Below are 12,694 nucleotides of genomic sequence, written 5' to 3' on the forward strand. Positions count from 1 at the left end.
TCCCTCCTACTGCGGCACGTCCGGCCCGGTCGGGCCGGATGCCGGTCGTGCGTCGATGACCACGTCGTCGCCGGCGCGGTGGACCTCGTCCACGTGCAACCGCACGATGTCGGCGATCGTTACCACGCCCGCGTCGCCGAGGGCGTGCGGTCCCGCGCCGAGCAGGGCCGGGGCCAGGTGCACGAGCACCCGGTCGACGAGTCCTGCGGCGACGAACGCACCGGCGAGGGTCGGTCCGCCCTCGAGGAGCACGTCCACCACGGTCCGGTGGCTGAGCTCGGCGAGCACCTCCCCCGGATCGCGGGTGCGGAGGTGGACCACGTCGGCGGTGCCGATTTCGTCGGTCCGGGCCAGCCGGGCGCCGGGCGGGACGTCGCGGTGTCCCACCACCACCCGCAGGGGCTGGTGGTCGAACAGGGTGCCGTCGGGCCGGCGGGCGGTCAGCGCCGGGTCGTCGGACAGGACGGTACCCGTGCCCGCGACGATCGCGTCCATCCTGCGGCGCAGGTCATGCACCGTGCCGCGCGCGACCGGGCCGGTGATCCAGCGGCTGGTGCCGTCGGCGGCGGCGACGCGGCCGTCGAGCGTGGTGGCGACCTTCCAGGTCACGTGGGGACGTCCGGTGCGTGTGCGGTGCAGCCAGCCGCGCAGCGGACCGAGCGCGACCTCGTCGGCGAGCGTGCCGAGTGTCACATCCACCCCGGCGGCGCGCAGCCGGTCCAGACCGCCCGCGGCGACCGGATTCGGGTCGGCGACCGCGGCGTGCACGCGGGCGACACCCGCCTCCAGGAGAGCTCCCACGCACGGCGGGGTGCGGCCGGTGTGGTTGCACGGTTCGAGGGTGACCACCGCGGTGCCGCCCGCGGCCCGCGCGCCCGCCGCGGCGAGTGCGACCCGTTCGGCGTGCGGGCCGCCGGGTGGCGCGGTGGCGCCGACGCCTGCCACCTCGCCGTGCCGGTCGAGGATGACGCAGCCGACCGCCGGGTTGGGGCTGGTGGTGCCGTGGACCTCCACGGACGCGGCCAGCGCACGGCGCATCGCCGCCACCGTGCGGCGGTCCGGGCCGGTCGGGTCGTCCACTGCTCCTCGCTCCGGGGCCGGGGCGGGCTCAGCCGGCCCAGCGGTGCGGGTTCGCGCGGCGGACGCTGTCGCGCAGCGCGGTGACGGCGCGGCCCGGGTCCTCGGCGCCGTAGACGGCCGACCCGGCGACGAAGCAGTCGACGCCGGCCTCGGCGGCCGCGTCGATGGTGTCGGCGTTGATGCCGCCGTCGATCTCGACGAGCACGGTGAGGTGCCCGGTGTCGACCAGGTTGCGGACGGTGCGGACCTTGTCGAGGACCTCGGGGATGAAGCTCTGCCCGCCGAAGCCGGGCTCGACGCTCATGACCAGCAGCGTGTCGTAGTGGCGGAGCACCTCGACCCAGGGGTCGAGCGGGGTGCCGGGCTTGATCGACAGCCCGGCGAGGGACCCGGCGGCGCGCAGGTTCTTGGCGAGCATCACCGGATCGTGGGCGGCCTCGGCGTGCACGGTGACGTTGCGGGCGCCCGCCTCGGCGTAGCCCGGGGCCCAGCGGTCCGGGTCCTCGATCATCAGGTGGCAGTCGAGCGGGATGTCGGTGGCGGCGCGCAGGCTCTGCACCACCGGCAGGCCGAGCGTCAGGTTCGGCACGAAGTGCGCGTCCATGACGTCGACGTGCAGCCAGTCCGCGCCGTTCCCGGTCCCGTCGCCGGCCACGGCGGCGGCCTCCTCGCCGAGTCGGGCGAAGTCGGCCGAGAGGATGCTGGGCGCGATCATCGGGTGCACGCCGAGGAGGTTACTGGCCGCTCGCCGGCGGCCCCGCACCCGTGGGCGAGGCCGCCGTCACACCGCGGTCAGCCCTCGAGCGGTCGGCGCAGCAGCGCCAGGAACATCGCGTCGGTGCCGTGCACGTGCGGCCACAGCTGGACGGTCGGCCCGTCCCCGAGGCCGGGGACCTCGCCGGGCAGCCAGGCGCGCGCGTCGAGCTGGTCGACGGCACCGGCCGGGCCGGGGCGTCCCTCGCGGCCGACGATCCGGCCGACGACGCCGACGGTCTCCGACACGTGCGGCGAGCAGGTGACGTAGGCGACGACGCCGCCGGGGCGGACGTGCCGCAGCGCGGCGACGAGCAGCTCGCGCTGCAGCCGGGTCAGCGTCGCGATGTCCTCGGGGCGGCGCCGCCAGCGGGCCTCGGGGCGGCGGCGCAGCGCGCCCAGCCCGGTGCAGGGCGCGTCGACGAGCACCCGGTCGTAGCCGCCGTCGGGCAGCGGGGCCTCCCGGCCGTCGGCGACGTGCACGGTGACCGGCAGCTCCGCGACGGACCGGCGCACGAGGTCGGCGCGGTGCTCGCTGGACTCGACCGCGTCGAGCGTCCCGCCCCGCGCGGCGACGAGCCCGCCCAGCAGCGACGCCTTGCCGCCCGGCCCGGCGCACAGGTCGAGCCAGCGGCCGGTGTCCTCGCCCAGCAGCTCGGCCCGGGCGAGCGCGGCGGCGACGAGCTGGCTGCCCTCGTCCTGGACGATCGCGAGCCCCTCGGCGACGGCGTCGAGCTCGCCGACGTCGCCGCTGCCCGGTTCCAGGTGCACGCCGTAGGGCGAGTAGGGCGCCTGCTCGCCGCCGGTGGCCAGGGCCAGCTCCTCGGCGGTGATCTCGCCGGGCCGGGCGAGCAGGTGCACGCGCGGCCGGGTGTCGTCGGCGGCGAGGGCGGCGGTCAGCTCCTCGCCGGTGCCGCCGAGCGCGTCGGCGAAGGCCTGCGCGATCCAGCGCGGATGGGCGTGGCGCAGCGCGGCGTCGCCGACCGGGTCCTCGGCGGGGTCGGGGGCGAGGCGGTCGAGCCACTCGGCCTCGGTGTGCTCGCCGATGCGGCGCAGCACCGCGTTCACGAACCCGGCCGACTGCGAACCGTGGTCGGACCGGACCAGCTCGACGCAGGTGGTGACGGCCGCGTGGTCGGGCACCCGGGTGCGCAGCAGCTGGTAGGCGCCCAGGCGCAGCGCGTCGAGCAGGGCGTGCTCGATCTTGGCCAGCGGGCGGTCGGTGCAGGCGTCGATGATCGTGTCGAGCAGGCCCTGGGCGCGCAGGGTGCCGTAGCCGAGCTCGGTCGCCAGGCCGGCGTCGCGGTCGCGCAGCCGGTGGCGGCGCAGGATGCCGGGCAGGGCGAGGTTGGCGTAGGCGTCGCGCTCGCGGACGGCGGTCAGCAGCTCGTAGGCCGCCTGCCGGGCGGGGTCGACGGCCGGGGGCCTGCCGGGGCCGCTGCGGCCACGGGGCGGGCCGGAGTTGCGGGGGCCGGAGGTGCGCTCGCGGCGGGGGCCGCGGTCGCCGCCACGGTCCCCGCGGTCGTCGCGGCCGCCGCGGCGGTCGTCCCCGCGGTCGGGGCGGGGGCGGTCGCCCTGCGGGCGGTCACTGCGGGGACGGTCGCTGCGCGCGCGGTCGCCCTGGGGTCGGTCACCACGCGGGCGGTCGTCGCGGTCGTGCGGCGGACGGTCGCCGCCGGACCGGTCACCGCGGGGGCGGTCGTCGCGCCGGCGGTCGTCGCGCCGGTCGGGGCGGGGCCCGTCGCCGCGGGCGCGGTCGTTGCCCCGCGGCCGGTCGTCACGGCCCCGGAACGGGCGGTCGCCGCGGGGACGGTCGTCGCGCGGCCGGTCCCCGCCGTCGCGCGGGCGGGCCACGTCGCCGCCGGAGCGGGAGTGGCTGGGCCGGTCGGAGTCGCGCCACCCACCGCCACGGCGCTCCCCGGAGCCACCCGGACCACCGGAGCCGGACCCGCCGCGCCGGTCGCCGGACCCCGGGCCGCCGCCCCAGCCGGACCCGGTGCGCGGGCCGCGGTCGTCGCGCGACCGGTCACCGCGGGCCCGGTCGCCGCCCGACCGGTCACCGCCGGGCCTGTCGCCGCCGCGGTGCCGATCGTCGCCGGCGCGCCGCTCGGGGCGGTCGGACCGGCCGGGCCGGTCGCGGTCGGGTCGGGGGTCCTGCTCGCTCACGTGGTCTCCTCGGCGGGGTCCGCCGTGGCCGGGGGCCGGCCGTCGTCCGGGATGTCGGGAAGTCGGTGTGGTGTCGGGAGGTCGGTGCGCCGGACCGGGGCGGGTGGCGGCGGTCAGCCCAGGTACTCGACGCCGTCGATCCGGGCGCCGCGGGCCCAGTCCGGCGCGGGCATGAACCGCTTGCCCTTCGGCTTCACCTCGCCCAGCTCGACCGGGACGGTCGCGGTCCCGGCCAGCACCCGGCGGCGCTCGACCCGCAGCTCCCCCGGAGCGAGCTCGATCTCACCGGTGCGCAACGGGCGGACCGGGCCGAGCCCGAGGCGGTCGTCGCGGAACCCGCACCACGCACCGGGCTCGGGGGTGACCGAGCGGATCAGCCGGTCCAGCGCGGCGGCCGGGGTGGTGAAGTCGGCGCGGGCGTCGGCGGTCGTGACCTTCGGCGCGAGCGAGACCCCCTCGGCGGGCTGCGGGACGGCGGTCAGCGTGCCGTCGGCGATGCCGTCCAGGGTCGCGGCGAGCAGCCGGGCACCGGACTCGGCGAGCCTGCCCAGCAGGTCGCCCGCGGTGTCGGTCGCGCCGACGGTCTCGGTGACCAGGCCGTAGGTGGGCCCGGTGTCCATGCCCTCCTCGAGCCGGAACGTGGTGGCGCCGGTGACGTCGTCGCCGTGCCGGATCGCGGACTGCACCGGGGCCGCGCCGCGCCAGGCGGGCAGCAGCGAGAAGTGCAGGTTGACCCAGCCGTGGACGGGCACGTCCAGCACCGGGCGGGGCAGCAGCGCCCCGTAGGCGACGACCGGTGCGCAGTCCGGGGCGAGCGCGCGCAGGGTGTCGAGGAACTCCGGGTCCGACGGCTTCGCGGGGGTCAGCACCGGGACCCCCGCCGCGTCGGCGAGCTCACCGACCGGGGAGCGGGTGAGCCTGCGGCCGCGCCCGGCGGGGGCGTCCGGGCGGGTCAGCACCGCGACGACCTCGTGGCCGGGGTGCTCCAGCAGCGCCCGCAGCGACGGCACCGCCGGGTCGGGGGTGCCGGCGAACAGCAGCCTCATCGAGCCTTGCCGAACATGGGGTGCGGGCTCGCCTTGACCACCGGCTCGGGCTCGCCGAACCAGGCGGCCTCCCGGATCTCGCGCATCGCCAGCTTGCGGGTCTCGGCGTCGAGCCGGTCGACGAACAGCACGCCGTCGAGGTGGTCGGTCTCGTGCTGGATGGCCCGCGCCAGCAGCTCGGAGCCCTCGACCACCTGCGGCTCGCCGTGCATGTCCCAGCCCCGCGCGACGACGTGCAGCTTGCGCCGGCAGTCCCAGCCGAGCCCGGGGATGGACAGGCAGCCCTCCATGCCGAACTGCTCGTCCTCGCCGACGGCCTCCCAGGTCGGGTTGACCAGGTGCCCGGAGAAGCCGTCGCAGTCGTAGACGAACACCCGCTTGCCGACGCCGATCTGCGGCGCGGCCAGACCGGCGCCGCCCTCGTCGTGCATGGTGTCGGTCAGGTCGCTGACGAGCTTGCGCAGCTCCGCGTCGAAGTCGGTGACCTCGGTGGCGCGGGTGCGCAGGACCGGGTCGCCGAACAGCCGGACGGGCTGGATGGGCACGGGCTTCCCCTCACGGCGGACGAGTGCGGTGATCAGCGCTCCATTGTGCCACTGCGGCACCGCCGCTCCCGTCCGGTGTCACGGCGGTGACGCGGCGCACCGCTCAGTCGATCTCGTCGGGGTCGAGCCGGACCCGGACGGTCTCGGGGGCCTTGCGGGCGGTGCGCAGGGCCTGCGCGTCGTGCAGGGCACGGGCCAGATCGCGACCGGCGCGGCGCGGGACCCGCAGCAGCGCGCGCTCGCGGACCTCGTCGGCGGCGCCGGGCCGGTCCGGCGGGTCGATCTCGACCGGTCCGAGCAGCTCCACCCCCTCGGGCGGGGACGGGTCGACGCGCCCGGTGCCGAGCACCGCGTCGCAGATCTCGGCGACGGCGGCGGGCGGCCCCTCCACCGAGGCCATCCGGATCGCGGGCGGGAACCCCACCTCGGCGCGTTCGGCGAGCTCGGCCTCGGCGTGCCCGGCCGGGTCCCACCGCACCAGCGCCTGCACCGTCGGCACCGACGCCTCGGCCACGACGACGACCCGTCCGCCGTCGGTGTGCGGCACGACCCCGGCGGCCGCGGCGAACCAGCGGCGCAGCGTCTCCTCGGCGACGCGCAGGTCGGGCCGGGCGAGCATCGCCCAGCCGTCGAGCAGCAGCGCGGCGCCGTAGCCGGCCCCGCCGCCGCCGTCGACGACCGGCTCCGCCCCCGGCGTGGCGACGACCAGCGCGGGCCCGGCCGGGACGGTGTCGAGGACCTCGGCGCCCCCGCCGGAGGTCCGCACGGTGATGCCGGGAAAGGCGCGGCCGAGCTCCTCGGCGGTGCGCCCGGCGCCGACCACCCCGGCCCGCAGCCGTCGCGACCCGCAGTGCCCGCAGCGGAACGCCGGCTCGGCCCGGCCGCACCAGCGGCAGGCGGGGAGTGCACCCTCGGAACCCGCGCCGGAACGCGGCAGGCCCAGCGGGCCCGCGCAGTGCCGGCAGCGGGCGGCGTCGCGGCAGGACGCGCACGCCAGGAACGGCAGGTAGCCCGACCGCGGCACCTGCACCAGCACCGGGCGCCCGGCGGCCAGCGCGGCGCGGGCGGCCTCGAACGCGACGCCCGGGACGCGGGCCGCGCGGGCGGCCGGGTCACGCACGAGCTGGGTGTCGGTCTCCCCGATCGCGGTGACCCGTGGCATCCGGGCACGCACCCCGGCACGGTCGGCCGCGATGGGACTCGCCCAGCGGGTCTCGACGAGCACCTGCGCCTCGGCGGTCCGGGCGAACCCCGCGAGCAGCAGCGCGGCGCCCTCGCGGTGCGCGCGCAGCACCAGCACGTCGCGGACCTGCGGGTAGGGGGCGCGGGGCTCGGAGTGGGAGTCGTCGCCGTCGTCCCAGACGGCCAGCAGGCCGAGCTCGCCGAGCGGGGCGAACGCCGCGGACCGGGTGCCGACGACGACGCGCACGCTCCCCCGCCGCACCGCCAGCCAGCGCCGGTAGCGCTCGGCGGGCCCGAGCTCGGCGGTCAGGGCGACCACCCCGTCCTCGCCGAGCAGCGCCGCGCAGGCGCCGTGCAGCCGGGCGACGTCCCGCTGGTCGGGGACCACGAGCAGGGCCGAGCGACCGGCCGACCGGGTGGCGACGGCGGCCTCGGCCAGCCGGGCCGCCCACTCCTCCCCCGGCAGCGCCTGCCAGACGGCGTGCGCGGCGCGCCCGCCCGCCAGCGCGTCGAGGAACGCACCGCCGCGCGGGTAGGCCTCCCAGCCCGCACGGTCGACCGGGGCGGGCTCGGCGGCGCCGCGTTCCCGCGGGGTCTCGGACTCGACGCGGGCGTGCCGGGCGGGTACCGCGAGGCGCACGACGTCGGCCATCACCCCGGCGTAGCGGTCGGCGACGGCCCGGGCCAGCCCGGCCACCTCGGCGGTGAGCACCGGTTCGGGCGAGACGACCTTGTCGACCCAGGCGAGCTTCCCGGCGTGGGCGGTGTCGTCGGAGCGCTCCAGCAGGAACCCGTCGACCAGCCGGCCGGCGAACCGCACCCGCACCCGTACACCGGGGACGGCGGCGTCGTCGAGATGGGTCGGGACGCGGTAGTCGAAGGCCCGGTCCAGGTGCGGCAGCGCGACGTCGACCAGCACCCGCGCGACCGGACGGGCCGGGGCGGGCTGCCACTGCCCCCGGTCGCGCCCCGGGCGGCGGGCGCGGGCCGCCGGGGCCGTACGCGGAGAGCTCACGCCGAGGGTCTACCACGCGGCACCGACGCCCCCCGGAGACGCCCGTGGCCGCCGACCGCGCGGGGCGGTCGACGGCCACGGGGCACGTGCTCGGCGCTCAGCCGCCGGCGACCGACTTCAGGGCGTCGGCGCGGGAGGTGTCCTCCCACGGCAGCTCGACGTCGGTGCGGCCGAAGTGGCCGTACGCGGCGGTCGGGCCGTAGATCGGGCGCAGCAGCTTCAGGTCGCGGATGATCGCGGCCGGGCGCAGGTCGAAGACCTCCTCGATGGCGGCCTGGATCCGCGCCGGGTCGACGTTCTCCGTGCCGAAGGTCTCCACGAACAGCCCGACCGGGGCGGCCTTGCCGATCGCGTAGGCGACCTGGACCTCGATCCGCCCGGCGAGCCCGGCGGCGACGGCGTTCTTGGCGACCCACCGCATGGCGTACGCGGCGGAGCGGTCGACCTTCGACGGGTCCTTGCCGGAGAAGGCGCCGCCACCGTGGCGGGCCATGCCGCCGTAGGTGTCGACGATGATCTTGCGGCCGGTGAGGCCCGCGTCACCCATCGGGCCTCCGAGCACGAAGCGGCCGGTCGGGTTGACCAGCAGCCGCGGCTGCGACGGGTCCCAGCCCAGCGCCTCCACCTCGGGGGTGACGACGTGCTTGAGGATGTCGGGGGCCAGCATGCCGTCGAGGTCGACGTCCGCGGCGTGCTGGGAGGACAGGACCACGGTGTCGAGGCGGACCGGCTTGTCGCCGTCGTACTCGATGGTGACCTGGGTCTTCCCGTCCGGGCGCAGGTACGGCAGCGTGCCGTTCTTGCGGACCTCGGTCAGCCGGCGCGACAGGCGGTGCGCCAGCGCGATCGGCAGCGGCATCAGTTCGGGGGTGTCCTCGCAGGCGTAGCCGAACATGAGGCCCTGGTCGCCCGCGCCCTGCTTGGCGATCTCGTCCTCGGCGGACTCGACGCGCTTCTCGTAGGCGGTGTCGACGCCCTGGGCGATGTCGGGCGACTGCGCACCGATCGCGATGTTGACGCCGCAGGACGCGCCGTCGAAGCCCTTGGCGGAGGAGTCGTAGCCGATCTCGAGGATCTTGTCCCGGACCAGCTGCGGGATCTCGACGTAGGCGTTGGTGGTGACCTCCCCGGCGACGTGCACCTGACCGGTGGTCACCAGGGTCTCGACGGCCACCCGGCTGCTCGGGTCCTGCGCGAGCATCGCGTCGAGGATGGTGTCGCTGACCGCGTCACAGATCTTGTCGGGGTGGCCCTCGGTGACCGACTCGCTGGTGAACAGGCGACGGCTCGTGGTTGACACGCGCAGTTTCTCCATCCCGTTGGAAACGTTCTCCGCTCCGGCGCGACGACCCCGCCGCGCTCGCTCGGACGCACGACCATGATCGCGAGCGCCCCTCGGGATGCAGGGTAGTCCAGTTCGGCCGCCCGTACGGGACTCGCACGAAGGAACTCACACACGGAGCGTGACAACGCCCGGCGAGTTCGCTACCCGGCGTCGCCGGATGGGGTGATTGACCCTCCGCTCACGAATCGAACGGGCGTCGGCTCGTTGGGCGGGACAACACCTCGCACGCCCCGCGGGGTCGCCCACGAACGGATCCGCACGGTGGCCGCCCCGGCCCCGGCGGCACGGAGGTTGTTCCACCATGAAGCCGAACTCGCGACGCGTCGCAGCCGTCCTCGGCGCACTGGCCGTGGCCGGCGTCACCACCACCGGGATCATCGCCGGCACCGCGTCGGCCGCCGGTACCGGCACCTGCACCCAGAGCGTCAACGTCCGCTCCGAGCCCGAGGCCGACGCGCCGATCGTCGGCGTGTGCGAGCGGGGTGAGTCCACCTCGACCGGGGAGACCCAGGACGGGTTCGTCGAGCTCCCCGAGTACGGCGGCTGGGCGATGTCCCGGTACGTCTCGACCTCCGGCGCCGAGCGCTCCGGGTCCTCGGAGGACTCGCTGACCCCGAGCAGCACCGAGCGGTCGGCCCCGTCGACCTCGTCGCCGTCGACCGCGAGCCCGCGTTCGACCTCCTCGGCGACGCCGTCCACGTCCTCGCCGCGGTCGACCTCGTCGGCCACGCCGTCCACGTCGGGTGAGGGGTCGGGCGAGGGGTCCGACTCCTCCTCCGACGAGGCGGAGCCGACGCGCAGCTCCTTCTTCGACGAGGACTGAGTCCGGTCGCACACGACGACGGGCCCGCGCCGGGAGTTCCCCGGTGCGGGCCCGTCGTCGTGTGCGGGGATGCTCAGCGCAGGCGCGGGACGACCGCGTCCCAGATGCGGGAGGCGAGCAGCGCCTTGGAGCCGAACGGCAGCTCGTCCTCGCCGCCGTCGCGGGCGAGCAGCCAGCCGGCGTTGTCCGTGGTCTCGAAGGCCTTGCCGTCGCCGACCGCGTTCACCACCAGCAGGTCACAGCCCTTGCGGGTGAGCTTGGCGCGGCCGTGGTGGAGCACGTCGCCGTCGGCGTCGCCGGTCTCGGCGGCGAACCCGACCACGACCTGACCCGGCCGCGGCGGGTCGGCCACGAGCCCGGCGAGGATGTCGGGATTCTGGGTCAGGCGCAGCGGCGCCGGCTCCGCGTCGCCGCGCTTGATCTTGTCGGCGGCGGTGTCGACCGGCCGGAAGTCCGCGACGGCGGCGGCCATCACCACGGCGTCCGCGTCGGCGGCGGCACCGCGGACGGCGGCCTCCATGGCGACGGCGGTCCCCGCGGCGACCACGTCCACCCCGGCCGGGGCGCCGAGGTCCGCGGTGTGCCCGGCGACGAGCGTCACCCGCGCGCCGCGCTGGGCGGCGACCCGGGCCAGCGCCCAGCCCTGCCGGCCCGAGGACCGGTTGCCGAGGAACCGGACCGGGTCGAGGTCCTCCCGGGTCCCGCCGGCACTGACGACCACGTGGCGGCCCTCCAGGTCGCGCGGCAGCGCGTCCGGGCGCTCCAGCAGCAGCCGGGCCAGGTCGACGATCTCGGCCGGGTCGGGCAGCCGGCCCTTGCCGGTGTCCGCGCCGGTCAGCCGGCCCGCGGCGGGCTCGATCACCACGGTGCCGCGGGCGCGCAGCAGGGCGACGTTGTCGACCGTCGCGGGGTGCTCCCACATCTCGGTGTGCATCGCGGGCGCCAGCACCACCGGGCACCGGGCGGTCAGCAGCGCGGCGGTCAGCAGGTCGTCGGAGCGGCCGTGCGCGAGGCGGGCCATGAGGTCCGCGGTCGCCGGGGCGACGACGACGAGGTCCGCGCCCTTGCCCAGGGCCACGTGCGGCACCTCGTGGACGTCGTGGAACACCCCGGTGGCGACGGGACGGCCGGACAGGGCCTCGAACGTCGCGGCCCCGACGAACCGCAGCGCGGACTCGGTGGGGATCACCCGCACCGCGTGGCCGGACTCGGTCAGGCGACGCAGCACCTCGGCGCTCTTGTAGGCGGCGATGCCGCCGGAGACGCCGAGGAGCACCTCGGGAGGAGCCATCGAGAGGTCTTACTCGCCCTCGGTGTGCTCGAGCATCCCCGCCTGGATCTCGCGCATCGCGATCGACAGCGGCTTCTCGCGCGGGCCCGGCTCGACGAGCGGGCCGACGTACTCGAGCAGGCCCTCACCGAGCTGGGAGTAGTAGTCGTTGATCTGCCGGGCGCGCTTGGCCGCGTAGATGACCAGCGCGTACTTCGAGCTGACCTGGCCGAGCAGGTCGTCGATCGGCGGGTAGGTGATGCCCTCGGGGGCGGTGGAGGTGCCGGTGGGCGTGCTCACGTGGTGGACTCCTGAAGAACGAGGGGGACCGGGGGCGCTCAGACGGCGCCGCGGTCGACCGCCAATGCTACCAACCGGCCGATCACGGCCTGCAGGTCGTCGTTGACGACCACCTCGTCGAACTCCCCCTGGGCGTCCATCTCCTCGATGGCGGTCCGCAGCCGGCGCTCGCGCTGCTCGGGGGTGTCGGTGCCGCGGTCGGTGAGCCGGCGGGCCAGCTCCTCCATCGACGGCGGCGCGACGAAGACGGTGACGGCCTCGGGACGGACCCGCTTGACCGACCGGGCGCCCTGCAGGTCGACCTCGACCAGGACCGGGCGGCCCTGGGCGAGCGCCTGCTCGACGGGCGCGGCGGGGGTGCCGGAGCGCTGCAGCCCGCCGTGCACCTCGGCCCACTCGAGGAGTTCGCCGCGCTCGACGAGCGCGTCGAACTCCTCGCGGGACACGAAGCGGTAGTCACGGCCGTCCACCTCGCCCGGCCGCGCGGGCCGGGTCGTGGCGGACACGCTGAACAGCAGCTCCGGCAGCGCCTCGCGCAGTCCCGCGACCACGCTGCTCTTGCCCACCCCGGAGGGCCCGGCCAGCACGAGCAGCCGCCCGCGGGCGGGGCCGGTCCGGCCGGAGGACATGACGGAGGAGGTGTCGGTCACGGGACGCCCGGATCAGCTCGGGTAGCGCTCGAGCAGCGCCTTGCGCTGGCGGTCACCCAGGCCACGCAGACGGCGGCTGGTCGCGATCTCCAGCTCCTCCATGATCTGCTGGGCGCGGACCTTGCCGACGTTCGGCAGGGCCTCGAGCAGCGCCGAGACCTTCATCTTGCCGAGCACCTCGTCGGTCTCGGCCTTCTTCAGCACCTCCTCGAGGGTGGTGCCGCCGCGCTTGAGGCGGTCCTTCAGCTCGGCCCGGGCCCGGCGCGCGGCCGCGGCCTTCTCCAGCGCGGCGGCGCGCTGTTCCTCGGTCAGCTGGGGAAGGGCCACGGTTGGTTCCTCCGTACTTTCCTGTGTCGTTCTCGTCGTTCTCGCCGCCGTGATCCCGGCTCGCGCCGGGGTGTCGCGTCAGCGATCGGGTGGTGGGTCGCACCGACCCGTCCGGGGGACGTCCCCGGCGTCGTATTCGAACGTACCCACGACCTCCACGGAAGCGTCAATGGGGGTCCCACCTCCGGTTTC

At 76.5% G+C, this 12,694-nt stretch carries 11 protein-coding genes and 1 pseudogene; 1 reads left to right on the forward strand and 11 read right to left on the reverse strand.

The window, feature by feature from the left end:
• Positions 1 to 6: 6 nt before the first annotated feature.
• From ribD to metK, 7 genes and pseudogenes are all read right to left on the reverse strand, one after another.
• Positions 7 to 1,038 carry a bifunctional diaminohydroxyphosphoribosylaminopyrimidine deaminase/5-amino-6-(5-phosphoribosylamino)uracil reductase RibD gene (ribD, locus tag MTO91_RS15150; RefSeq protein WP_476654897.1) on the reverse strand — a complete coding sequence of 344 codons (1,032 nt, stop codon included), beginning with the start codon at positions 1,036 to 1,038 and terminating at the stop codon, positions 7 to 9.
• 70 nt (positions 1,039 to 1,108) lie between these two features.
• Positions 1,109 to 1,795: a ribulose-phosphate 3-epimerase gene (rpe, locus tag MTO91_RS15155; protein ID WP_476654899.1), complete on the reverse strand. Its 687-nt coding sequence runs from the start codon at positions 1,793 to 1,795 to the stop codon at positions 1,109 to 1,111.
• Between the two features lie 77 nt (positions 1,796 to 1,872).
• Positions 1,873 to 3,324 (reverse strand): annotated as a pseudogene (locus tag MTO91_RS15160) (RsmB/NOP family class I SAM-dependent RNA methyltransferase); the annotation flags it as partial.
• Between the two features lie 788 nt (positions 3,325 to 4,112).
• The gene (gene fmt / locus MTO91_RS15165; RefSeq protein WP_476651599.1) at positions 4,113 to 5,045 is read right to left on the reverse strand and encodes a methionyl-tRNA formyltransferase; all 933 of its coding nucleotides are present in this window, start codon (positions 5,043 to 5,045) and stop codon (positions 4,113 to 4,115) included.
• The gene (gene def / locus MTO91_RS15170; RefSeq protein ID WP_062403164.1) at positions 5,042 to 5,590 is read right to left on the reverse strand and encodes a peptide deformylase; all 549 of its coding nucleotides are present in this window, start codon (positions 5,588 to 5,590) and stop codon (positions 5,042 to 5,044) included. Before def ends, fmt begins: the two co-directional genes overlap by 4 nt.
• Positions 5,591 to 5,693: 103 nt before the next feature.
• Entirely contained in the window at positions 5,694 to 7,787 is a 2,094-nt protein-coding gene (locus MTO91_RS15175) for a primosomal protein N' (RefSeq protein ID WP_476651601.1), read from the reverse strand.
• 97 nt (positions 7,788 to 7,884) lie between these two features.
• Complete coding sequence (metK, locus tag MTO91_RS15180; protein WP_238590020.1) at positions 7,885 to 9,087, reverse strand: methionine adenosyltransferase; 1,203 nt, start codon at positions 9,085 to 9,087, stop codon at positions 7,885 to 7,887.
• Between the two features lie 346 nt (positions 9,088 to 9,433).
• Between metK and MTO91_RS15185 the strand changes: the two genes are divergently transcribed.
• Positions 9,434 to 9,955: an SH3 domain-containing protein gene (locus MTO91_RS15185; protein WP_224402321.1), complete on the forward strand. Its 522-nt coding sequence runs from the start codon at positions 9,434 to 9,436 to the stop codon at positions 9,953 to 9,955.
• Between the two features lie 73 nt (positions 9,956 to 10,028).
• On the opposite strand, the gene coaBC is transcribed toward MTO91_RS15185, so the two are convergent.
• The 4 genes from coaBC to mihF are packed head-to-tail and all read right to left on the reverse strand — an operon-like array spanning position 10,029 to position 12,502.
• The gene (gene coaBC / locus MTO91_RS15190; protein ID WP_251782383.1) at positions 10,029 to 11,246 is read right to left on the reverse strand and encodes a bifunctional phosphopantothenoylcysteine decarboxylase/phosphopantothenate--cysteine ligase CoaBC; all 1,218 of its coding nucleotides are present in this window, start codon (positions 11,244 to 11,246) and stop codon (positions 10,029 to 10,031) included.
• 9 nt (positions 11,247 to 11,255) lie between these two features.
• Positions 11,256 to 11,525, reverse strand: coding sequence for a DNA-directed RNA polymerase subunit omega (gene rpoZ, locus MTO91_RS15195; RefSeq protein ID WP_020627644.1), 270 nt, complete (start codon positions 11,523 to 11,525; stop codon positions 11,256 to 11,258).
• A gap of 38 nt (positions 11,526 to 11,563) precedes the next feature.
• Complete coding sequence (gene gmk / locus MTO91_RS15200) at positions 11,564 to 12,175, reverse strand: guanylate kinase (RefSeq protein ID WP_459559828.1); 612 nt, start codon at positions 12,173 to 12,175, stop codon at positions 11,564 to 11,566.
• A gap of 12 nt (positions 12,176 to 12,187) precedes the next feature.
• A complete protein-coding gene (mihF, locus tag MTO91_RS15205; protein WP_020627642.1) occupies positions 12,188 to 12,502 on the reverse strand; it encodes an integration host factor, actinobacterial type in 315 nt (104 codons plus the stop codon).
• Positions 12,503 to 12,694: the final 192 nt, after the last annotated feature.

It is taken from the genome of Pseudonocardia sp. 2-7, from assembly GCF_056341085.1.

Bases quoted from the DNA above. Each gene is read 5' to 3' on its own strand.
- ribD (WP_476654897.1), bottom strand. From the start codon at position 1,038: ATGCGCCGTGCGCTGGCCGCGTCCGTGGAGGTCCACGGCACCACCAGC.
- rpe (WP_476654899.1), bottom strand. From the start codon at position 1,795: ATGATCGCGCCCAGCATCCTCTCGGCCGACTTCGCCCGACTCGGCGAG.
- MTO91_RS15185 (WP_224402321.1), top strand. From the start codon at position 9,434: ATGAAGCCGAACTCGCGACGCGTCGCAGCCGTCCTCGGCGCACTGGCC.
- fmt (WP_476651599.1), bottom strand. From the start codon at position 5,045: ATGAGGCTGCTGTTCGCCGGCACCCCCGACCCGGCGGTGCCGTCGCTG.
- coaBC (WP_251782383.1), bottom strand. From the start codon at position 11,246: ATGGCTCCTCCCGAGGTGCTCCTCGGCGTCTCCGGCGGCATCGCCGCC.